Below are 19,609 nucleotides of genomic sequence, written 5' to 3'. Positions count from 1 at the left end.
AACTCGATCACAACGCGCTGTTCCATGCGCTGAAGAAGGAAGCCTTCCACTCGTCCATCCTCGAGATGGAACTGGCCGGCAAGACCGAACAGGTGCTGCTGCGTGATTACCAGATGCACCCGTTCCRCCAGATCGTGCTGCACATCGACTTCCAACGCGTCGATGCCACCACCAAGATCGTCAAGAAGGTGCCGCTGCACTTCATCAACGAGGAAAACTCGCCGGCCGTCAAGACCGACGGTTGCCTGGTGAACCACGTCGCCACCGAACTGAAGATCCAGTGCCTGGCCTCGCAGCTGCCTGAGTTCCTGACGGTCGACCTGGCCACCCTGGTCAAGGGCCAGTCGCTGCACGTCAGCGACCTGAAGCTGGCCGACGGCATCAAGGTCGTCACCCAGGGCAAGCCGAACCCGGTCATCGCCTCGACCTCGGTGCCGGTCGAAGAAGAAGCCGCTCCGGTGGTGGTGGCCCCGGTGGCCGCCGCCCCGACCAAGGCCAAGAAGAGCGAGAAGCAGAACCGAGGCTAAGCCCTCCGGCCTGCTGCCCGCACGAAGCCCCGCCTTGGCGGGGCTTTTTGCTTTCAGCGAAGCATCGCTTTCATTTCTGCCGCCGGGTCGGCATGAGTCACATTTGAAAGCGGTTTCAGCCGTCACGTTTGAGATACGTCTCGGGCCCGCCGATGGCCTTACCGTGCAGCCCCACCACTCACCCGGGGAGCTAGCATGTCGATTTCCATCACCCACCCCTTGCGCCGCGCCGGCTGGGCCGCGCTGCTGGCGTTGGGGGCCGCATTCGGCGCCGCCCCGGCACAGGCCGCGGACGCCGACGCGGTGTGCCTGTACGAGCACGTCAACTACCAGGGCGCGTCGACCTGCAGCGGCACCAGCAGCGGCTGGATCGGCAGCGCCTGGAACGACCGCGCGTCGTCGGTCAAGGTGCGCAGCGGCTACCAGGTCGAGCTGTTCGAGCACTCGAACTACGGCGGCCGTTCGCTGAAGCTCGCCGCCGACAACGCCAACCTGGTGCCGCTGGGCTTCAACGATTTCGTCTCCTCGTACAAGCTCACGCAGACCGCGAGCTGCGGCGCCGTCGACTGGGTCGAGGGCACCGTCTACCGCAGCGTGGGCACGATCGTGCGCTACCTGCCGAACGGCAACTACTACAAGCTCGTCAACGTCACCGCGAACGGCAGCGACGCGACCAACCCGACGATCAGCACCTGGTACTGGCAACCGACCACGTGCGACGGCGGCAACAACGGCAACCCGGGCGGCCTGCCGGCCAAGGTCGCCGGTGGCTACTACCCCGACTGGAAGCCCTCGCCGCTGCGCATCCGCGACCTGCCGGCGAACTACAACCTCGTCTACCTGTTCGCCGCGCGTCCGGTCGGCGGCTCGCCCGGCACGACCGGCGCGGTCACCTGGACCGCGCCCGGCGACGGCCGCGGCGCCGCGACCAACCTGAAGGCCGACATCCAGTACGCCCGCACGACGCAGGGCCGCAAGATCATCCTGTCGGTCGGCGGTGCCGGCAACGGCATGAGCTTCCCGAACCGCGCGAAGTCGCAGACCTTCGTCAACAGCGTCGTCGGCATCGCGAACCAGCTCGGCGGCCTCGACGGCATGGACTGGAACACCTTCGAGGGCAGCCAGGCGCCCGACACCAACGAGATGATCTGGATCAGCCTGGAGCTGAAGCGCCAGATCCCGGGCTTCATCATCAGCGCGCCGCCGGCGCCGTGGAACTCGGTCGACAAGGTGTTCTGCAAGTCGATGGTGGATGCCGGCGCGATCGACTACTGCGCGCCGCAGTACTACGACGGCCCGAACCTCGCCGACCCGGCCTACGTGGTCAACAGCATCAAGGAATGGGTCGGGCTGCTCGGCGCCGAGCACGTGGTCGTCGGCTTCGGCATCAATGCCGGCGTCACGAACTACATGACGCGCCAGCAGGCGATCGACACCTGGAACCAGGTGAAGGCCAACCACCCGGCGATCCGCGGCGCATTCGACTGGGAGATCGGCACCGACGAGACGCAGGGCTGGCCGTTCGCGAATGGCGTCGCGCCCCTGGTGAAGTAGTTGAAGCAGTGAAGTAGACCTGTACCGGTCCGGCCCGCCGGGGCCCCAGCCGATAATCCGCGGATGATTCGACTGATGGTGGGCCTCGGCAACCCCGGGCCGGAATACGAAGCGACCAACCACAACGCCGGTTTCTGGTGGATCGATGCGGTCGCGCGCGAATGGAAGGCCTCGCTCACCCCCGAGCGCAGCTACTTCGGGCTGGTCGCGCGGGTGAACCGCCCCGACGGGCCGCTGTGGCTGCTGGAGCCGCAGACCTACATGAACCTGTCGGGCAAGTCGGTGGCGGCGCTGGCGCGCTTCTTCAAGATCGAGCCGCAGGAGATCCTCGTCGCGCACGACGAACTCGACCTGATGCCCGGCCAGGCCAAGTTCAAGCGCGGCGGCGGCCATGCCGGCCACAACGGGCTGCGCGACATCCATGCGCAGCTCGGCAGCGCCGACTACTGGCGGCTGCGGCTGGGCATCGGCCACCCGGGCGTGAAGGCCGAGGTGATCGACTACGTGCTGCGCAAGCCGAAGCCCGAGGCGCGCGTCGCGATCGAGGACACGATCGCGAAGACGATGGCCGCGCTCGACCTGATCGCCGCCGGCGAGATGGAGCGCGCGACGATGAAGCTGAACGCGAAGCCCCCGCGCCCGAAGCCGCCGCGGCCCGCGGCGCCCGATGCCGCTGGTGCGCCGGTGGAGAAAGCCGAATGAAGCCTGCCCTGATCGCGACGACGCTGTGGGCCGTGTCGTGGGCGATGTCGGGCACGAGCGCGGTGGCCGGGCCGACGGTGTACCGCTGCGGTCCCGACCGCAATGTCTACTCGCAACTGCCGTGCACCGATGGCGAGGCCGTCGACGCCCGCGATGGGCGCACCGCGAAGCAGCGCGCCGAGGCCGAAGCGGCGGCGCACAAGCAGGCCGAGACCGGCTCGAGGATGGAACAGGACCGGCTGGCGCGCGAAGCGGCCGTCCGACCGTCGAGTGCGATGAACCTCGCACCGGTCTCGCATGCCGCGTCGGCGCCGAAGGCCAAACCCGCCAAAAAGGCGAGCAAGTCGACGAAGGGCCCGTCCGCGAAGGACCGTCAGAACGACGACGAGGTGCGGATCATCGTGCCTACCGCCAAGGGCAAGCCGACGAAGTGATCAGGTGACGATCAGCCGGCGGCCTGCGCCTGCAGCCGCCGGTACTTGTCCCACAGGCTTTCCTGCGTCTCGACATGCTCCGGGTTGACCGGAATGCAGGCGACCGGGCAGACCTGCACGCACTGCGGCTCGTTGAAGTGGCCGACGCATTCGGTGCACTTGCCCGGGTCGATCACGTAGTACTCCGCGCCCATCGAGATCGCCTGGTTCGGGCACTCGGGCTCGCACACATCGCAGTTGATGCAGTCGTCGGTGATCATCAAGGCCATGGCACGGGTCCCGCGAGAGCTCAGGCGTCGGGTTTGACGCGCTGCTGGAGTCGGTTGAGCACCGAGGGTGACACGAACTTCGAGACATCACCGCCCAAAGTGGCAATCTCGCGCACGAAAGTGCCGGAAACGAACTGGTAGTGGTCGCTGGGCGTCAGGAACACCGTCTCCACGTCGGGCATCAGCTGGCGGTTCATGCCGGCCATCTGGAACTCGTACTCGAAGTCGCTGACGGCGCGCAGCCCGCGCACCACCACCTTGCCGCCATGCGAGACGACGAAGTCGCGCAGCAGGCCGCGGAACGCGATCACCTCGATGTTCGGGTGCTTGGCGGCCAGCTCCTGCGCGATCTCGAGCCGCTCGTCGAGCGTGAACATCGTGCGCTTGTGGTGGCCGGCCGCCACGGCGACGATCAGCCGCTCGAACAGGCGCGCCGCGCGCCGCATCAGGTCTTCGTGCCCGAGGGTCATCGGGTCGAAGGTGCCGGGGTACACGGCGGTGAGGCGGGTCACAGAGGTCAAGACAGGCTCCTTCGGATCGGGCTCACACRGTTTCCACGGGCGTTTGCGGCGCAGTGTAGCTGCGGCGCAGCAAATGGAAATGCACCGCGCCGGCGCGGCCGTGTCGCTGCAGCACCAGGCCGAGCGGCGCCAGTTCGGCCTCGGTGAAGGTCCGGTCGGCCTCCAGGTAGACGAAGCCGCCGTCGACCACCAGCGGCGCCGCGGCCTTCAGCGCCGGCAGGAACACGTCGGCATCGAACGGCGGATCGATGAAGACCAGCTCGAAGCGGCCCGGCGCGCTGCGTGCCATCCAGGCCAATGCGTCCGCTGCCTCGACGCGCACCTGCGCGGCCTTCAGCCGTTCCTGCACCTCGCGCAGGCCCCGCGCCAGCCGGCTGTCGCGCTCGACCAGCGTCACCTCGGCCGCGCCGCGCGACGCGGCCTCGAAGCCGAGCGCGCCGCTGCCGGCGTAGGCATCCAGGCAGCGCCAGCCGTCCAGCGACTGGCCCAGCCAGTTGAACAGYGTCTCGCGCACGCGGTCGGGCGTCGGCCGCAGCCCCGGGGCGTCGGCCACCGGCAGCTTGCTGCGCTTCCAGACCCCGCCGATCACGCGCACTTCGCGCGGCGGGCCTGGCTTCGCCGGTGCTTTGGACGAGGAACTCACAGCCGAACCGGGATCCCGCGCGCAGCCATCAAGGCCTTCGCTTCACCGACCGTGTGCTGCCCGTAATGGAAGATGCTGGCGGCCAGCACCGCATCGGCACCGCCCTGCTGGATGCCTTCGACCAGGTGCTCGAGCGTGCCGACGCCGCCGGAGGCGATCACCGGCACGTCGACCGCATCGCTGACCGCCCGCGTGAGCGGCAGGTTGAAGCCGATGCGCGTGCCGTCGCGGTCCATGCTGGTCAGCAGGATCTCGCCGGCACCGTGCTCGGCCATCGTGCGCGCCCATTCGACCGCATCGATCCCGGTGTTGCGGCGCCCGCCGTGGGTGTAGACCTGCCAGCCGGGCTGGCCGTCGTCACGCGACTTGGCGTCGATCGCCACCACGATGCACTGCGCGCCGTACTTGGCCGACGCATCGCGGATCACCTGCGGGTTGGCCACCGCGGCCGAGTTGAAGCTGACCTTGTCGGCGCCGGCGTTCAGCAGCGTGCGGACGTCGTCCACCGTGCGCACGCCGCCACCGACCGTCAGCGGGATGAAGACCTGCGAGGCCACCGCCTCGATCATGTGCAGCAGCAGGCCGCGGCCATCGCTGGTGGCGGTGATGTCGAGGAAGGTGATCTCGTCGGCGCCTTGCTCGTTGTAGCGGGCGGCGATCTCGACCGGATCGCCGGCATCGCGCAACTCGACGAAGTTGACGCCCTTGACGACCCGCCCGCCGGTGACGTCGAGGCAGGGGATGATTCGCTTGGCCAGCATCACGCGCCGCTCAGTTTGCCGTTGAGCTCGTCGGCGCGCTTCTGCGCCAGCGCGAAGTCGAGGTTGCCGGTGTAGATGGCCCGGCCGCAGATCACGCCTTCGACGCCCTGGTCCTCGATCGCGCACAGCCGCTCGATGTCGGCCAGGTCCGACAGCCCGCCCGACGCGATCACCGGGATCGACAGCGCCTGCGCCAGCTTCACCGTCGCGTCGATGTTGATGCCGTTGAGCATGCCGTCGCGGCCGATGTCGGTGTAGATCACGCCTTCGACGCCGTAGTCCTCGAACTTCTTCGCGAGGTCGATCACCTCGTGGCCGGTCAGCTTGCTCCAGCCGTCGGTCGCGACCTTGCCGTCCTTGGCGTCGAGCCCGACGATGATGTGGCCGCCGAACGCGCTGCAGGCGTCCTTCAGGAAGCCGGGGCTCTTGACCGCGGCGGTGCCGATGATCACGAAGCTCAGGCCGTCGTCGAGGTAGCGCTCGATGGTGTCGAGGTCGCGGATGCCGCCGCCCAGCTGCACCGGGATGTCGTCGCCGACCTCGGCCAGGATGGCCTTGATGGCCGCCTCGTTGACCGGCTTGCCGGCGAACGCGCCGTTCAGGTCGACCAGGTGCAGGCGCCGCGCACCGGCGTTGACCCACCGTCGCGCCATTGCGGCCGGGTCCTCGCTGAAGGTGGTGGAGTCGTTCATGTCGCCCTGCTTCAGGCGGACACAGTGACCGTCTTTCAGGTCGATGGCGGGGATCAGCAGCATGGCCGAATCAGTCGGGTAGGGAGAGGTAGGCGAACAAGCCGAGAAGGTCGCAAGGATGACGCTGGAAAGCGTTCAAGGAGTCCAATGCAGGAAGTTACGGTACAGGGCAAGCCCGTGCTCGGCACTTTTCTCGGGGTGGAACTGCGTGGCGAAAATGTTATCCCGAGCCAGCGCGCAGGTAAAGCGAACGCCGTAATCGGTTTCACCTGCACTGTCGGCCGGATCGGCCGGTTGCGCGTAGAAGCTGTGGACGAAGTAGTAGTACGACCCGTCCGGCACGCCCGCCCAGATCGGGTGCACGCGCGGCTGGGCCCGCTGCCAGACCTGGTTCCAGCCCATCTGCGGCACCTTGAAGCGGCTGCCGTCGGGTTGCAACTGCCCGGCGAGCCGAAAACGCCGCACCGCGCCGGGGATCAGCCCGAGGCCGTCGGTCGGGCCTTCTTCGCTGGTCGACAGCAGCATCTGCATGCCGACGCACACGCCCATCAGCGGCTTGTGGGCTGCCGCGTGCAGCACGGCCTCCTGCAGGCCGGAGTCGCGCAGCTCGCGCATGCAATCGGGCATCGCGCCCTGGCCGGGCAGCACGACGCGCTCGGCGGCGTACACCTCGTCGGGTTTCGAGGTGACGATCACGTCGACCCCCTCCCCGCGCGCCACGTGCATCACCGCCTGCGACACCGAGCGCAGGTTGCCCATGCCGTAGTCGACGACCGCGACGGTGCGTGCCACTTAGAGGCTCCCCTTCGTGGAAGGAATGACGGTCGACGCGCGCGGATCGATCTCCAGCGCCATCCGCAGCGCCCGTGCGAACGCCTTGAAGATCGTCTCGCACTGGTGATGGGCGTTCTCGCCGTGCAGGTTGTCGATGTGCAGCGTGACGCCGGCGTGGTTCGAAAAACCCTGGAAGAACTCGTAGACCAGCTGCGTGTCGAGCGCGCCGATCATGCCGCTCTTGAAGTCGACCCGCATGTGCAGCCCCGGCCGCCCGGAGAAGTCGATCACCACGCGCGACAGCGCCTCGTCGAGCGGCACGTAGGCATGGCCGTAGCGCCTGAGGCCCTTCTTGTCGCCCACCGCCTTGGCCATCGCCTGGCCGAGCGTGATGCCGACGTCTTCCACCGTGTGGTGGCCGTCGATGTGCAGGTCGCCCTTCGCGTCGATGTCGAGGTCGATCAGCCCGTGGCGGGCGATCTGGTCGAGCATGTGGTCGAAGAAGCCGATGCCGGTGTGGAATTTCGCGACGCCGGTGCCGTCGAGGTTCAGGCTGACGCGGATCTGCGTCTCGCTGGTGTGGCGGACCACCTCCGCCTTGCGTTCCACGGTGCTCATCACAGGCTTTCCTTCAGGGCTTGCAGCATCTTCACGTTCTCGTCCGGCGTGCCCACCGTCAGGCGCAGGCAGTTGGCCAGCAGCGGGTGCAGGCCGGCGACGTTCTTCACGAGCACGCCGCGCGCCTTCATGCCGGCGAACGCGGCCGCCGAATCGGCCACCCGGGCCAGGATCATGTTGGCCTCGCTCGGGAACGGCTGCACGCCCGGCAGGTCGCGCAACGCGGCCAGCAGCCGGTCGCGCTCGCTGCGGATGATCGCCGCCTGGCGCGCGTACTCGTCGGCGTGCTCCAGCGCGAACAGCGCCGCCTCGCAGTTCAGCACGCTGATGTTGAACGGCGGGCGCAGCTTGTCGACCTCGGCGACCAGCGGCTTGCGCCCGATCAGGTAGCCGATGCGCACGCCGGCCAGCCCGAACTTGCTCATCGTGCGCATCAGCAGCACGTGCTCGTGGCGCTTCAGGCGCGCCATCGAGTCGCGCGCGGCGAACGGCTGGTAGGCCTCGTCGATCACCACCAGGCCCGGGGCCGCCTCGATGATCGCGTCGATCGCCGCATCGTCCCAGAGGTTCGCAGTCGGGTTGTTCGGGTAGGCGAGGTAGACGAGCGCCGGCTGGTGCTCACGCACCGCGGCCAGCATCGCCGGCAGGTCGAGCTCGAAATCGGCCGTGGTCGGCACGCCGATGAACGGCAGGCCCTGCAGCTTGGCCGACATCGCGTACATCACGAAGCCCGGCAATGGCGCCAGCACGCTGTTGCCCGGCACGTCGCAGGCCAGCGCCAGCAGCGAGATCAGCTCGTCGGAGCCGTTGCCCAGCATGATGTCGCAGTCATCGGGCATGCCGGCATGCGCGGCGAGCTTCGCGCGCAGCAGGTCGCCGCGCTCGGCCGGGTAGCGGTTCAGCGCCACGTCGGCCAGGCGCTGGCCCAGGGCCTCGCGCAGCGCGGGCGGCAGCGGGAACGGGTTCTCCATCGTGTCGAGCTTGACCAGCCCCGCCGACGGCTGCACCGCGTAGCCATGCATCGACTGGATGTCCTGGCGGATCACCCGTTGCATGCGTTGTTCCAGTGCGGCGCTCATCCCTTGTTCCCTTTCAGTCGAAGTTCGGCGGCCCGGGCATGCGCCTGCAGGCCTTCGCCATACGCGAGTTCGGCCGCGATCGGTCCCAGCACCTGCGCGCCGGCCTCGCTGACCTCGATCAGGCTGGAGCGCTTCTGGAAGTCGTAGACCCCCAGCGGCGACGAGAAGCGCGCGGTGCCCGAGGTCGGCAGCACGTGGTTCGGCCCGGCGCAGTAGTCGCCCAGGCTCTCGCTGGTGAACGCGCCGAGGAAGATCGCACCGGCATGGCGCAGCAGCGGCTCCCAGCGCGCCGGCTCGGCCGAGCTGACCTCCAGGTGCTCCGGCGCGATGCGGTTGCTGATCTCGCAGGCCTCTTCCATGCTGCGGGTGTGGATCAATGCGCCACGGCCTTCGAGCGACGCGCGGATCACGGCGCGGCGCGGCATGTCGGGCAGCAGCCGGTCGATGGCCTCGGCGACGCGCGCGATGTAGGCCGCATCGGGGCACAGCAGGATGCTCTGCGCGAGCTCGTCGTGCTCGGCCTGGCTGAACAGATCCATCGCGACCCAGTCGGGCGGCGTGCTGCCGTCGGCCAGCACCAGGATCTCGCTCGGCCCGGCGATCATGTCGATGCCGACCTTGCCGAACACGCGCCGCTTGGCACTCGCGACATAGGCGTTGCCGGGGCCGGTGATCTTGTCGACGGCCGGCACGGTGGCCGTGCCGTAGGCCAGCGCGGCCACGGCCTGCGCGCCGCCGAGCGTGAAGACGCGGTCGACGCCGGCGATCGCGGCGGCGGCCAGCACCATCGCGTTGCGCTCGCCCTGGGGGGTCGGCACCACCATCACGATCTCGCCGACACCCGCCACCTTGGCCGGCACCGCATTCATCAGCACGCTCGACGGATAGGCGGCCTTGCCGCCCGGCACGTAGATGCCGACACGGTCGAGCGGCGTCACCTTCTGGCCGAGCAGCGTGCCGTCTTCGTCGCGGTAGCTCCACGAGCGGCCGCAGGCCTCGAGCTGGCGCTCGTGGTAGCTGCGCACGCGCTGCGCCGCCGTTTCGAGCGCGCTGCGCTGCGCCGGCGTGATGGCCTGCAGGGCAGCCTGCAACTCGCCGCGCGTGATCTCGAGCGCAGCGACCGACGGAGCGCTCAAGCCGTCGAAGCGCTGCGTGTATTCCAGCACCGCGGCATCGCCGCGCGCCTGCACGTCCGCCAGGATGGCAGCGACGCGCTCCTCGATCGCATGATCCGTCTCCGCCGACCAATGCAGCACCCGCTGGAAATCGGCTTCAAAGCCGGTGGCGGTGGTGGCGAGCTGGCGGATCTTCACGCTCATGATCGGGACTCTATGGCAGTGGAAAAGGCATCGATGATGCGGCGCAAGGGCTCGCGCTTGAGCTTCAGCGCCGCCTGGTTGACGACCAGGCGCGACGAGATCTGCATGATCTCCTCGACCTCGACCAGGTGGTTGGCCTTCAGCGTGCTGCCGGTCGACACCAGGTCGACGATCGCGTCGGCCAGGCCGGTCAGCGGTGCGAGCTCCATCGAGCCGTACAGCTTGATCAGGTCGACGTGCACGCCCTTCTCGGCGAAGTGGTCGCGCGCGACGCCGACGTACTTGGTCGCGACGCGGATGCGCGAGCCCTGCTTGACGGCCGCGGCGTAGTCGAAATCGGCCCGCACAGCGACGCTCATGCGGCACTTCGCGATGCGCAGGTCGAGCGGCTGGTACAGGCCCTGGCCGCCGTGCTCCAGCAGGATGTCCTTGCCGGCCACGCCGAGGTCGGCGCCGCCGTACTGCACGTAGGTCGGCACGTCGGTCGCGCGCACCAGCACCACCCGCACCTCGGGCTGGTTGGTGCCGAGGATCAGCTTGCGCGACTTCTCCGGGTCTTCGGTCACCTCGATGCCGGCCGCCTTCAGCAGCGGCAGCGTCTCGTCGAAGATCCGGCCTTTCGACAGGGCGAGGGTCAGCATCACTTGACTCTTTCGATGTCGGCGCCGATGCCGCGCAGCTTGGCTTCCATCTGGTCGTAGCCGCGGTCCAGGTGGTAGATGCGGTCGACCACCGTCTCGCCGTCGGCCACCAGGCCGGCGATCACGAGGCTGGCGGAGGCGCGCAGGTCGGTCGCCATCACGGTGGCGCCGGACAGGCGCTCGACGCCGGTCATCACCGCGGTGTGGCCGTCGACCTCGATCTTCGCGCCCAGCCGCACCAGCTCGTTGACGTGCATGAAGCGGTTCTCGAAGATCGTCTCGGTGACCTTGGCCGCGCCTTCGGCGATGCAGTTCAGCGCCATGAACTGCGCCTGCATGTCGGTCGGGAAGGCCGGGTACTCGCTGGTGCGAAAGCCCACCGCGCGCGGGCGCTTCGCGTTCTTCACGCGGATCCAGTCGGGGCCGGATTCGATCGTGACGCCGGCCTCGCGCAGCTTGTCGATCACGGCGTCGAGGTGGTCGGCGCGGGCGCGGCGCAGCACGACATCGCCGCCGGTGGCCGCCACCGCGCACAGGAAGGTGCCGGTCTCGATGCGGTCGGGAACGATCCGGTGTTGCACGCCACCCAGCCGGTCGACGCCCTGGATGCGGATCCTGCTGCCGCCGTGGCCTTCGATCTTCGCGCCCATCGCGATCAGCATCTCGGCCAGGTCGCGGATCTCCGGCTCCTGGGCGGCGTTCTCGAGCACCGTCTCGCCCTCGGCCAGCGTCGCGGCCATCAGCAGGTTCTCGGTGCCGGTCACGGTGACCATGTCGGTCGTGATGCGAGCCCCGCGCAGACGTTTCGTCTTCGCGATGATGTAACCGTGCTCGACCACGATGTCGGCACCCATCGCCTGCAGGCCCTTGATGTGCTGGTCGACCGGGCGCGAGCCGATCGCGCAGCCGCCGGGCAGCGAGACCGTGGCCTCGCCGAAGCGCGCCAGCAGCGGGCCCAGCACCAGGATCGACGCCCGCATGGTCTTGACCAGGTCGTACGGGGCTTCGGGCGAAGTGACGGCCCCGGCGTTCAGCGCGACGGTGTCAGGCTCGGATTCACTGCGCTCGGCGCTGACGCCCATGTTGCGCAGCAGCTTCAGCGTGGTGCTCACGTCCTGCAGGCGCGGCACGTTGGTCAGCGTGACCGGCTCGGCGGTGAGCAGCGCGGCGCACAGCTCCGGCAGCGCGGCGTTCTTGGCACCGGAGATCGTGACTTCGCCGTTCAGCTGGCGGCCACCGCGGATGAGGAGTTTGTCCATGGCTTAGGAATCGCCCAGGCCCGACACGGCTGAATGACCTGCACCCGCAGGCCCGCCAGCCGCAGCGGACACTGCGGCTGGGTTCAGTGGTGGTGGTGGGCCGAGGCGGGCTCGGCAGCGTGGGCCCACTCGGCGGGCGTGAGGGTCTTCATCGACAGCGCGTGGATTTGCTCGCGCATTCTATCGCCGAGGGCCTGGTACACGCGCTGGTGGCGCGCGACGCGGCTGGCACCCTCGAACTCCGCCGAAACGATGGTGGCGAAGAAGTGGCGACCATCGCCCTCGACCTGCAAGTGCTCGCAGGCGAGCCCTTGCGCGATGAAGCGCTGGACGTCGTCGGGGGTGGGATCGGCCATAAGGAGCGCGATTATCACCCAGGCAGGTAGCCCGGATGCCAATCCGGGTTGTTCAGTGCCTGATCTTGTAGCCGATGCGCAAGAGGTGCAGGCACAGCCCGCACACCATCGCCAGGCTGCCCGCCACCACCGCCAGGCTGGTCCATGGCGACACGTCGCTGACGCCGAAGAAGCCGTGCCGGAAGCCGTCGATCATGTAGAAGAACGGGTTCAGGTGGCTGACCTTCAGCCACAGCGGCGGCAGCGAATGCACCGAGTAGAAGACGCCCGACAGGAAGGTCATCGGCATCACGATGAAGTTCTGGAACGCGGCGATCTGGTCGAACTTCTCGGCCCACAGGCCGGCCACCAGCCCGAGCGCACCCATCAGCGCGGCCCCGGCGACCGCGAACACCAGGATCCACAGCGGCTGCGCGACCGTCAGCGGCGCGAACCACAGCGTGACCAGCAGCACGCCCAGGCCGACCACCAGGCCGCGCACGATGGCCGCGCCTACGTACGCCAGGAACCAGGCCCAGTGGCTGAGCGGCGTGACCAGCAGGAACACCAGGTTGCCGGTGATCTTGCTCTGGATCAGCGACGAGCTGCTGTTGGCGAACGCGTTCTGCAGCACGCTCATCATCACCAGGCCGGGGATCAGGAACGCGGTGTAGCTGACGGTGCCGTAGACCTTGACGTGGTCCTCGAGCGCGTGGCCGAAGATCAGCAGGTACAGCACGGCCGTCAGCACCGGCGCGGCCACCGTCTGGAAGCTGACCTTCCAGAAGCGCAGCACCTCCTTGTAAAGCAGCGTGCGCGTGCCGGAAAGAAGCCCTGGAACCGCGCTCATGCCTTCACCTCCRCCGGCCCGTTCATGATGTCGAGGAACACGTCTTCCAGGTCGGCGCGGCCGATCTCCAGGTCTTCGGGCTGGCAGCCGGCGGCGCGCAGCACGCCCAGCACCGTCTCGACCTCGTGCGCGTCATGCGCCTTGATCTGCACGATGCGGCCTGTCACCCGCGCCTGCGCGGCCAGCGAGGCCGGCAGCGGCGCATCCATCTTGAAGCGCAGCATCGTGCTCGCGGTGCCGGCCAGCAGCGCCGAGGTGCGGTCGAGCGCCACCACGCGGCCCTGCTTCAGCATCGCGATGCGGTTGCACAGCGCCTCGGCCTCCTCGAGGTAGTGGGTGGTCAGCAGCACCGTGTGGCCTTCCTTGTTGAGGCGCGCGATGAAGTGCCACAGCGTCTGGCGCAGCTCGACATCGACGCCGGCGGTCGGCTCGTCGAGCACGATCACCGGCGGGCGGTGCACCAGCGCCTGCGCGACCAGCACGCGGCGCTTCATGCCGCCCGACAGCTGGCGCATGTTGGCATTCGCCTTGTCGGCAAGACCGAGGCTGTGCAGCAGTTCGTCGATCCAGGCGTCGTTGCCGCGCACGCCGAAATAGCCGCTCTGGATCACCAGCGACTCGCGCACGGTGAAGAACGGGTCGAAGACCAGCTCCTGCGGCACGATGCCCAGGCTGCGGCGCGCGGCGGCATAGTCGGTGACGACATCGTGGCCATGCACCAGCACCCGCCCGCTGGTGGCCTGCGACAGGCCGGCGAGGATGCTGATCAGCGTGGTCTTGCCGGCGCCGTTGGGCCCGAGCAGCCCGAAGAACTCGCCGGGCTCGATGTCGATGCTGACTTCGGACAGCGCGCGAACCTCGTTGTGCGCATTCTTGGAGCGATAGGTCTTGCTGACCTGCTGGAACGAGATGGCTGCCATGTTCTTCCGGGAGAAGGCGGCGATTGTAGGCAGCGGCCGTCATTCCTGCTGGCACGGGCAAATACCGCCCGGCGGGCGCGGGACTTGGTGCTAGATTGCCCGCGCCAGGGACCTGCCACCCACCAGAACGACAACGCCGATGGCCACCGCCTCGAAAGACCCGAAGCCGCCGCGCCGCACGGCCGAGCGCATCCTCGAGGTCGCACTCGACCTGTTCAACCGCTTCGGCGAACCGAACGTCTCGACGACGCTGATCTCGGCCGAGTTGAAGATCAGTCCCGGGAACCTGTACTACCACTACCCGGCGAAGGACGAGCTGATCAACACGCTGTTCGGCCGCTACGAGCAATCGCTGCTCACGCTGCTGCGCGCGGCCGACGACGTGCGCCATGTCGAGGACGCATGGCTGTTCTTCCACATGCTGTTCGAGCTGATCTGGCAGTACCGCTTCCTGTACCGCGACCTGAACGACCTGCTGTCGAAGAACCGCCGGCTGGAGACGCAGTTCCAGAAGATCCTCGACGAGAAGTCGCGCGCGGTGCGCGCGGTGCTCGACGGCCTGGCGCGCGGTGGCGCCATCGCCCGGTCCGGCCGGACCGGCCTCGAAGCCCGCGAGACCGAGCCGGTCGCGACCGCGATGGTGGTCGTGCTGACCTACTGGCTGAGCTACGAGTACGTGCGCGATCCGCGCCACGCGCTCGAGCCCGAGAGCGCCGGTGCCGCGTTGCTGCGCGGCGCCTTCCATGTGCTGAGCCTGCTGACGCCTTACCTCGACGCCGCCGCGCGCGAGCACCTGCTCGCGCTGGTCGGCAACTACCAGAATGCGCTGCCCAAGCGCTGACCCCAGGAGACAACCATGGCCAAGTGGACCGCTTTCCCGTACGACGCCGCCGAGTACAGCTTCGACGCCGCGAGCCTGAAGAAGAAGTGGGCGCGGCTGCATGCCGGCGATGCCGAGCCGCTGCCGAAGGACGACAAGGTGCTGGCCGCGTGGGCGCTGTTCCACGCCGGCGAGTTCCAGAAGGCGACCGAGGCCGGGCTGAAGGCGGGCGGCGCCGGCATCACTGTCGCGAACAAGGCGCAGGCCATCTACGCGAACTACCTGGAGAAGAACGAGAAGACCAAGCTCGCGCTGTTCCAGGAGGTCGCCGAGCGCGCCGAGGCGCAGGCCGCCGAGGACCCGAAGAACGCGAACGCCTGGTACCTGTCGGCCTATGCGCTGGGCCGCTACAGCCAGGGCATCAGCGTCGCGAAGGCGTTGACGCAGGGGCTGGGCAGCAAGGTCAAGGGCGCGCTGGAGACGGCGATCAAGCTGCAGCCCAAGCATGCCGATGCGCACATCGGCCTGGGCACCTTCCACGCCGAGGTGATCGACAAGGTGGGCTCGCTGCTCGGGCGCACGCAGGGGGCGAGCAAGGAGGCGGGTCTTGCAGCGTTCAAGACCGCGCTGAAGCTGAATCCGGATTCGGCGATCGCGATGGTGGAGTACGCAAACGGGCTGGTGATGCTCGAGGGCGACAAGAAGATGAAGGAGGCCGAGCAGCTGTACGCCGATGCGGCCGCCTTCAATCCGGCGGATGCGATGGAGCGACTGGACGTGGAGATGGCGAAGGCGGAGCTGGAGGAGTAGCGCCCTGGGGGTGCGGAGCCATCGCGGTGGGTCACCAACGAACCCGGTCCATGCGCAGCGGCGCAGGCAGAGCCCTCTCGACACTTGCAGCGCTTGCGCGGTTGACTGCCATGACGCCGTGGGCCGCCTTCAGTTCCGCGGGTGTGTGGTTGCCTATCAGATCCCGGGCAATCAACGCGGCGACGTCCTTATTCAGGTTCATCGAAAAGCTGGCTACAACGGCGTTCGCGATGCCGAGCTTGGCGCGGTGGAACGCTCTGTTTCGTTGCTCCAGACGCTTCGCGAGGATCTTCTGTTTCTCATATTCCTCATGTTCCGGCGAGCCACCGCGACTGTATATGCTCTCGGGGCTCCAGAAGCTGGCTTTCAATGTCAGAAGCGATCGATTCTGCCGCCAAGCCGAAAGCAGATCCGCAATGGCAACGCCTCGAAATTCGATGTGAGCAAACTCAAGCCTTTGCAGCCCACCATCGCGTCGAATGAGGTCGCTGGCGAGTTTCACCGCGGTCGCGCTGGCGACTACTGTGCGCTCGTATGCCCCCCAATCAACTACGTTGCGCTTTTTGTCTATTGCGCTTGAATCACAGTTAACAACCTTGAGGTTGACTAGCTTCAACGGCGATTGGTCTGACGCCAAGGCGGCAAGCAGCGCCTCTGCAGCGGCCATTGATTGAACCTCAACGTGCAGGTCTTGCACTGACCGATGCTGCTCCAACACCGTGATCAACGATCTCACGCTTGCCGCGTCATGCCCGACTTCCACCCACAACCGCGTGAGCGCCGGACAGCAGCTCAGAATGTTGACCAGTGGATCAAATGCCGCGCGCCCCACTCCCTTGGCTACACAGCTCAAGAATTCGAGCCGCTTTTGCGGCCCGCAGGTGCGCTGGATGGCTGCAATCTCTTCGACTGACGGAGTCAAGGTGCAGTCAAAGAGCTGCAGGAATTCCAGGGTGTCGTTCTCGATGAGCGAGATGAGAGCAGCTTCGCTCACGGCCGCATAGTGGATGCGCAACGTTCGAAGCCCGGAGCAGCGGGACAAGGCGCGGCAGGCCGTTTCCGCACCCAGCGTCGTGTCCACTGTGAGGGTCTCGACGCGACACTCGAGTGCCACCCGCATGAAGTTTTCGAAGAGCCCGTTGTTGGCACACCAACGCGCCACGGCCTCCTTGCTGATTTTTTCGGATTCCTCGGCGTATAGATCCATGTTTCGAGGCCAAGACAATTTCCTCGTCTCGATATAGGCATTGACGCACTTGCGGCCGAATCGAGCGTCTCCCGTGTCTTTTTGAGGGTCAAACCAAACACTGGATGAGTTCGGCGACAGGTCGAGGTTGCTGAATTCCTCGTCAAGCAACTTGAGCCTGTCTGTTGCAGACAGTCGAGTGTCGAGGTGAGCGGACTCGGGCTTGGCGATGGGTCTCATCAACGACTCCAGGCGAATGGGATGCGCGCTATGTACCCATCGCCCATCGGCAAGTTCCAAGTCCACTTCAGGAATCGTGTAGCCCGGATGCCAATCCTGGATCGGCGGAACGCTGCAGCCGTCGCCGCAGGCCTTCCAGGTCGATCACCCGCAAGCCGCCGTACTCGATGCGGATCAGCCCCTCGGCCTGCAGCGCATGCAGTGCCTCATTCACCCGCTGCCGCGACAGCCCGACCAGGTAGCCCAGCTCCTGCTGCGTGATCCGCAGCAGCGTGCCGACGCCGGGGTACAGCACCGGGTGGAACAGCGACGCGAGGCTGCGCGCCACCCGCGCATCCGGATCGTTCAACCGATCGATCTCGCGCGCGCCGATGAACTGCCCGAGCCGCTCGTTCAGCTGCTGCATCACGAAGCGGTTGAACGGGATGCTGCGGTCGATCAGCCAGTGGAAGGTCTCGACCGTGATGCCCGCCACCACGCTCTTGCGCAGCGCCTGGATGTTGTAGCGGTAGACCTCGCGCTTGAGCACCGTGCCCTCGCCGAACCAGCCGCCCGGCGGCACGCCGGTGAAGGTCATCGGCATGCCAAGCGCCGAGTCGTTGCTCATCTTCAGCAACCCGTCGACCACGCCGAACCAGAAGGTCGCCGGCTTGCCGACCCGGCACAGCAGCTCGCCGGCATCGACCTGCACCACCTTCAGGTCGTCGACGGCACGCTCGCGCTCGTCGGCCTGCAGCGACTGCAGCCACGGGATGTCGCGCAGCTCGTCGGCACTGGCCTGGCGGGCGCGCACGCGCAGCGGCGGCTGCCCCGCCTTCGGCAGGGTCGGCACGACCGGTGGAATCACGGCTCCCATGAAGATGTCCTCGCCATTCCCGGGATTGTGGGTAGCGGAGCGAGAGATCGTCAAACCGGCAGAATCCGCCGATCCCTCCCGCGAGGACGTGCGATGCATCCGTGCCAGCTCGATCACATCACCATCACCGCACCGACGCTGGCGCAGGGCGCCGCGTTCGTCCGCGACGCGCTCGGCGTCGAGCTGCAGCCCGGCGGTGAGCATCCGCGCATGGGCACGCACAACCTGCTGCTGCGCCTGGGCGACGACCTCTTCCTCGAGCTCATCGCGGTGAATCCCGCCGCGCCTGCGCCGGGCCGGCCGCGCTGGTTCGCACTCGACACGCTGCACCCGCACGCCCTGCCCCGCCTGTCCAACTGGGTCGCTCGCACCCACGACATCCGGAGCGCCACCGCAGCCGCATCCGAAGCACTCGGCGAGATCGAGCCGATCACCCGCGGCGCCTTGCAGTGGCTCATCACCATCCCGGCCGACGGGAGCTTGCCGATGGATGGCATCGCGCCGGCACTGATCGAATGGCAGGCGCCCACCCACCCGGCATCCGGCCTTCAGGACGTGGGCTGCGCGCTGCACCGCTTCGAAGCCCGGCATCCGGAGCCCGACCGTGTGATGGCCTTGCTCGCGACACTCGGTCTCGACACGTCCGTGCAGGTGTCGCCGCTCCCCGCAGGCGCCCGGCCGCAGTTGGTCGCACACATCCACACGCCGAGCGGCCTGCGCACGATCGGCGCATAGCCTCGGGTAAGACCGAAGGGGGATGTCCCGAAGATTGTCGTCAGAACGACAACCTGGCGTCAAACTTGTTCGTACAGTCGCCGCAAACGCCCGGAAACAACCAGGAGACAGCGGTGCTGACGACGTTCCCCCGTCTGATGCTCGACCATGCCGCGCAGCGGCCGGACGCACCGGCGCTGCGCGAGAAGGAGTTCGGCATCTGGCAGACGCTGAGCTGGGCCCAGCTCGCCACGCTGGTGCGCGAGCTCGCCGCCGGCCTCGCGCAGGCCGGCCTGCAGCGCGGCCAGCACCTGATCGTCGTCGGCGAGAACCGGCCGCGGCTGTACGCGACGATGCTCGCCGCGCAATCGCTGGGCGCGATTCCCGTGCCGCTGTACCAGGATGCGGCCGCTGCCGAGTTCGTGTTCCCGATCGTCAATGCCGGCGTCGCGTTCGCGGTGGTCGAAGACCAGGAGCAGGTCGACAAGCTGCTCGAGATCCGCCCGCAGTGCCCCGCCCCGGCCCTCTCGCACATCTGGTTCGACGACCCGCGCGGGCTGCGCCACTATGACGAGCCCGGCCTGGCCTCGCTCGACGCGCTGGTCGCGGCCGGCCGCCTCTTCCATGCCGCGCACCCGGCGTACGTCCACGATGAAGTACAGCGCAACCGGCCCGAGGACGTGGCCGCGATGTTCTTCACCTCCGGCACCACCGGCCAGCCGAAGGGCGTGGTGCACACGCATGCGAGCCTGATCGACCGGGCGCGCGCCGGCGCCCGCTTCGACAAGTTGTCCGACGGCGAAGAGGTGCTCGCCTACCTGCCGGCCGCGTGGATCGGCCAGAACGTGTTCTCGTACGCGCAGTGGCTCGCCTGCGGCTACGTCGTCAACTGCCCGGAGTCGCCCGCCACCGTCGGCATCGACCTGAAGGAGGTCGGGCCGACCTACTACTTCGCGCCGCCGCGCGTCTTCGAGGCGCTGCTCACCAGCGTGATGATCCGCATGGAAGACGCGAGCGCGCCCAAGCGCTGGCTGTTCCGCCACTGCATGGCGCTCGCGCGGCGGGTCGGCCCGGCGCGCATGGAC

24 protein-coding genes are annotated in these 19,609 nt (G+C 67.8%); 8 read left to right on the top strand and 16 right to left on the bottom strand.

From position 1 onward, the window contains the following. From AC1D01_RS03145 to AC1D01_RS03130, 4 genes are all read left to right on the top strand, one after another. Positions 1-527: 50S ribosomal protein L25/general stress protein Ctc (locus AC1D01_RS03145; protein WP_477864631.1), on the top strand; the 527-nt coding region annotated here is incomplete at its 5' end. Between the two features lie 195 nt (positions 528-722). Continuing rightward, entirely contained in the window at positions 723-2,081 is a 1,359-nt protein-coding gene (locus tag AC1D01_RS03140) for a peptidase inhibitor family I36 protein (protein WP_477864630.1), read from the top strand. A gap of 63 nt (positions 2,082-2,144) precedes the next feature. Beyond that, positions 2,145-2,783 carry an aminoacyl-tRNA hydrolase gene (pth, locus tag AC1D01_RS03135; RefSeq protein ID WP_477864629.1) on the top strand — a complete coding sequence of 213 codons (639 nt, stop codon included), beginning with the start codon at positions 2,145-2,147 and terminating at the stop codon, positions 2,781-2,783. Then, positions 2,780-3,217: a hypothetical protein gene (locus tag AC1D01_RS03130; RefSeq protein ID WP_477864628.1), complete on the top strand. Its 438-nt coding sequence runs from the start codon at positions 2,780-2,782 to the stop codon at positions 3,215-3,217. Before pth ends, AC1D01_RS03130 begins: the two co-directional genes overlap by 4 nt. 11 nt (positions 3,218-3,228) lie before the next feature. Here AC1D01_RS03130 and AC1D01_RS03125 read toward each other — a convergent pair whose 3' ends face one another. The 14 genes from AC1D01_RS03125 to AC1D01_RS03060 form a co-directional block, all read right to left on the bottom strand. Continuing rightward, positions 3,229-3,486 carry a YfhL family 4Fe-4S dicluster ferredoxin gene (locus AC1D01_RS03125; RefSeq protein ID WP_477864627.1) on the bottom strand — a complete coding sequence of 86 codons (258 nt, stop codon included), beginning with the start codon at positions 3,484-3,486 and terminating at the stop codon, positions 3,229-3,231. 20 nt (positions 3,487-3,506) lie between these two features. Beyond that, a complete protein-coding gene (gene coaD / locus AC1D01_RS03120; RefSeq protein WP_047506454.1) occupies positions 3,507-4,007 on the bottom strand; it encodes a pantetheine-phosphate adenylyltransferase in 501 nt (166 codons plus the stop codon). A 22-nt stretch (positions 4,008-4,029) separates the two neighbouring features. Beyond that, positions 4,030-4,650, bottom strand: a complete 621-nt coding sequence (gene rsmD / locus AC1D01_RS03115; protein WP_477864626.1) for a 16S rRNA (guanine(966)-N(2))-methyltransferase RsmD — start codon at positions 4,648-4,650, stop codon at positions 4,030-4,032. Next, positions 4,647-5,411 carry an imidazole glycerol phosphate synthase subunit HisF gene (gene hisF, locus AC1D01_RS03110; protein ID WP_477864625.1) on the bottom strand — a complete coding sequence of 255 codons (765 nt, stop codon included), beginning with the start codon at positions 5,409-5,411 and terminating at the stop codon, positions 4,647-4,649. The genes rsmD and hisF overlap by 4 nt, the downstream gene beginning before the upstream one ends. After that, positions 5,411-6,166 carry a 1-(5-phosphoribosyl)-5-[(5-phosphoribosylamino)methylideneamino]imidazole-4-carboxamide isomerase gene (gene hisA / locus AC1D01_RS03105; RefSeq protein WP_477864624.1) on the bottom strand — a complete coding sequence of 252 codons (756 nt, stop codon included), beginning with the start codon at positions 6,164-6,166 and terminating at the stop codon, positions 5,411-5,413. The genes hisF and hisA overlap by 1 nt, the downstream gene beginning before the upstream one ends. A 72-nt stretch (positions 6,167-6,238) precedes the next feature. Next, positions 6,239-6,895: an imidazole glycerol phosphate synthase subunit HisH gene (gene hisH / locus AC1D01_RS03100; RefSeq protein ID WP_477864623.1), complete on the bottom strand. Its 657-nt coding sequence runs from the start codon at positions 6,893-6,895 to the stop codon at positions 6,239-6,241. After that, positions 6,896-7,495 carry an imidazoleglycerol-phosphate dehydratase HisB gene (gene hisB / locus AC1D01_RS03095; RefSeq protein WP_477864622.1) on the bottom strand — a complete coding sequence of 200 codons (600 nt, stop codon included), beginning with the start codon at positions 7,493-7,495 and terminating at the stop codon, positions 6,896-6,898. After that, a complete protein-coding gene (gene hisC / locus AC1D01_RS03090) occupies positions 7,495-8,574 on the bottom strand; it encodes a histidinol-phosphate transaminase (protein WP_477864621.1) in 1,080 nt (359 codons plus the stop codon). Before hisC ends, hisB begins: the two co-directional genes overlap by 1 nt. Next, complete coding sequence (hisD, locus tag AC1D01_RS03085) at positions 8,571-9,893, bottom strand: histidinol dehydrogenase (protein ID WP_477864620.1); 1,323 nt, start codon at positions 9,891-9,893, stop codon at positions 8,571-8,573. Before hisD ends, hisC begins: the two co-directional genes overlap by 4 nt. After that, on the bottom strand, positions 9,890-10,534 hold the full coding sequence (hisG, locus tag AC1D01_RS03080) for an ATP phosphoribosyltransferase (RefSeq protein WP_477864619.1): 645 nt from the start codon (positions 10,532-10,534) through the stop codon (positions 9,890-9,892). Before hisG ends, hisD begins: the two co-directional genes overlap by 4 nt. After that, positions 10,534-11,793, bottom strand: a complete 1,260-nt coding sequence (gene murA / locus AC1D01_RS03075; protein ID WP_477864618.1) for a UDP-N-acetylglucosamine 1-carboxyvinyltransferase — start codon at positions 11,791-11,793, stop codon at positions 10,534-10,536. The genes hisG and murA overlap by 1 nt, the downstream gene beginning before the upstream one ends. Before the next feature lie 83 nt (positions 11,794-11,876). Further along, complete coding sequence (locus tag AC1D01_RS03070; RefSeq protein WP_477839138.1) at positions 11,877-12,149, bottom strand: BolA family protein; 273 nt, start codon at positions 12,147-12,149, stop codon at positions 11,877-11,879. 52 nt (positions 12,150-12,201) lie between these two features. Continuing rightward, positions 12,202-12,978 carry an ABC transporter permease gene (locus AC1D01_RS03065; protein ID WP_477864617.1) on the bottom strand — a complete coding sequence of 259 codons (777 nt, stop codon included), beginning with the start codon at positions 12,976-12,978 and terminating at the stop codon, positions 12,202-12,204. After that, complete coding sequence (locus tag AC1D01_RS03060; RefSeq protein ID WP_477864616.1) at positions 12,975-13,898, bottom strand: ABC transporter ATP-binding protein; 924 nt, start codon at positions 13,896-13,898, stop codon at positions 12,975-12,977. Before AC1D01_RS03060 ends, AC1D01_RS03065 begins: the two co-directional genes overlap by 4 nt. Positions 13,899-14,037: 139 nt before the next feature. Here AC1D01_RS03060 and AC1D01_RS03055 point away from each other — a divergent pair, with 139 nt between their 5' ends. Next, complete coding sequence (locus AC1D01_RS03055; protein WP_477864615.1) at positions 14,038-14,739, top strand: TetR/AcrR family transcriptional regulator; 702 nt, start codon at positions 14,038-14,040, stop codon at positions 14,737-14,739. A 15-nt stretch (positions 14,740-14,754) separates the two neighbouring features. Continuing rightward, positions 14,755-15,528 (top strand): tetratricopeptide repeat protein, encoded by a 774-nt coding sequence (locus AC1D01_RS03050; RefSeq protein ID WP_073462881.1) that lies wholly within the window; start codon positions 14,755-14,757, stop codon positions 15,526-15,528. A gap of 31 nt (positions 15,529-15,559) precedes the next feature. On the opposite strand, the gene AC1D01_RS03045 is transcribed toward AC1D01_RS03050, so the two are convergent. Next, complete coding sequence (locus AC1D01_RS03045) at positions 15,560-16,954, bottom strand: hypothetical protein (protein WP_477864614.1); 1,395 nt, start codon at positions 16,952-16,954, stop codon at positions 15,560-15,562. 67 nt (positions 16,955-17,021) lie between these two features. Continuing rightward, complete coding sequence (locus AC1D01_RS03040; protein ID WP_477864613.1) at positions 17,022-17,810, bottom strand: Crp/Fnr family transcriptional regulator; 789 nt, start codon at positions 17,808-17,810, stop codon at positions 17,022-17,024. A gap of 93 nt (positions 17,811-17,903) precedes the next feature. On the opposite strand from AC1D01_RS03040, the gene AC1D01_RS03035 reads away from it, so the two are divergent. Continuing rightward, positions 17,904-18,545, top strand: a complete 642-nt coding sequence (locus AC1D01_RS03035) for a VOC family protein (protein ID WP_477864612.1) — start codon at positions 17,904-17,906, stop codon at positions 18,543-18,545. A gap of 113 nt (positions 18,546-18,658) precedes the next feature. Next, a partial coding sequence (locus AC1D01_RS03030; RefSeq protein WP_477864611.1) for an AMP-binding protein occupies positions 18,659-19,609 on the top strand: 951 nt, incomplete at its 3' end.

Source organism: Rhizobacter sp. P3_B12 (assembly GCF_056402895.1).
This window is presented reverse-complemented; position numbering and strand designations above follow the sequence as displayed.

Bases quoted from the DNA above. Each gene is read 5' to 3' on its own strand.
- AC1D01_RS03045 (WP_477864614.1), bottom strand. From the start codon at position 16,954: ATGAGACCCATCGCCAAGCCCGAGTCCGCTCACCTCGACACTCGACTG.
- AC1D01_RS03040 (WP_477864613.1), bottom strand. From the start codon at position 17,810: ATGGGAGCCGTGATTCCACCGGTCGTGCCGACCCTGCCGAAGGCGGGG.
- AC1D01_RS03055 (WP_477864615.1), top strand. From the start codon at position 14,038: ATGGCCACCGCCTCGAAAGACCCGAAGCCGCCGCGCCGCACGGCCGAG.
- AC1D01_RS03125 (WP_477864627.1), bottom strand. From the start codon at position 3,486: ATGGCCTTGATGATCACCGACGACTGCATCAACTGCGATGTGTGCGAG.
- hisG (WP_477864619.1), bottom strand. From the start codon at position 10,534: ATGCTGACCCTCGCCCTGTCGAAAGGCCGGATCTTCGACGAGACGCTG.
- hisC (WP_477864621.1), bottom strand. From the start codon at position 8,574: ATGAGCGCCGCACTGGAACAACGCATGCAACGGGTGATCCGCCAGGAC.
- AC1D01_RS03130 (WP_477864628.1), top strand. From the start codon at position 2,780: ATGAAGCCTGCCCTGATCGCGACGACGCTGTGGGCCGTGTCGTGGGCG.
- pth (WP_477864629.1), top strand. From the start codon at position 2,145: ATGATTCGACTGATGGTGGGCCTCGGCAACCCCGGGCCGGAATACGAA.
- murA (WP_477864618.1), bottom strand. From the start codon at position 11,793: ATGGACAAACTCCTCATCCGCGGTGGCCGCCAGCTGAACGGCGAAGTC.
- hisF (WP_477864625.1), bottom strand. From the start codon at position 5,411: ATGCTGGCCAAGCGAATCATCCCCTGCCTCGACGTCACCGGCGGGCGG.
- hisB (WP_477864622.1), bottom strand. From the start codon at position 7,495: ATGAGCACCGTGGAACGCAAGGCGGAGGTGGTCCGCCACACCAGCGAG.
- AC1D01_RS03050 (WP_073462881.1), top strand. From the start codon at position 14,755: ATGGCCAAGTGGACCGCTTTCCCGTACGACGCCGCCGAGTACAGCTTC.
- AC1D01_RS03035 (WP_477864612.1), top strand. From the start codon at position 17,904: ATGCATCCGTGCCAGCTCGATCACATCACCATCACCGCACCGACGCTG.
- AC1D01_RS03070 (WP_477839138.1), bottom strand. From the start codon at position 12,149: ATGGCCGATCCCACCCCCGACGACGTCCAGCGCTTCATCGCGCAAGGG.
- hisA (WP_477864624.1), bottom strand. From the start codon at position 6,166: ATGCTGCTGATCCCCGCCATCGACCTGAAAGACGGTCACTGTGTCCGC.
- AC1D01_RS03065 (WP_477864617.1), bottom strand. From the start codon at position 12,978: ATGAGCGCGGTTCCAGGGCTTCTTTCCGGCACGCGCACGCTGCTTTAC.
- hisD (WP_477864620.1), bottom strand. From the start codon at position 9,893: ATGAGCGTGAAGATCCGCCAGCTCGCCACCACCGCCACCGGCTTTGAA.
- AC1D01_RS03140 (WP_477864630.1), top strand. From the start codon at position 723: ATGTCGATTTCCATCACCCACCCCTTGCGCCGCGCCGGCTGGGCCGCG.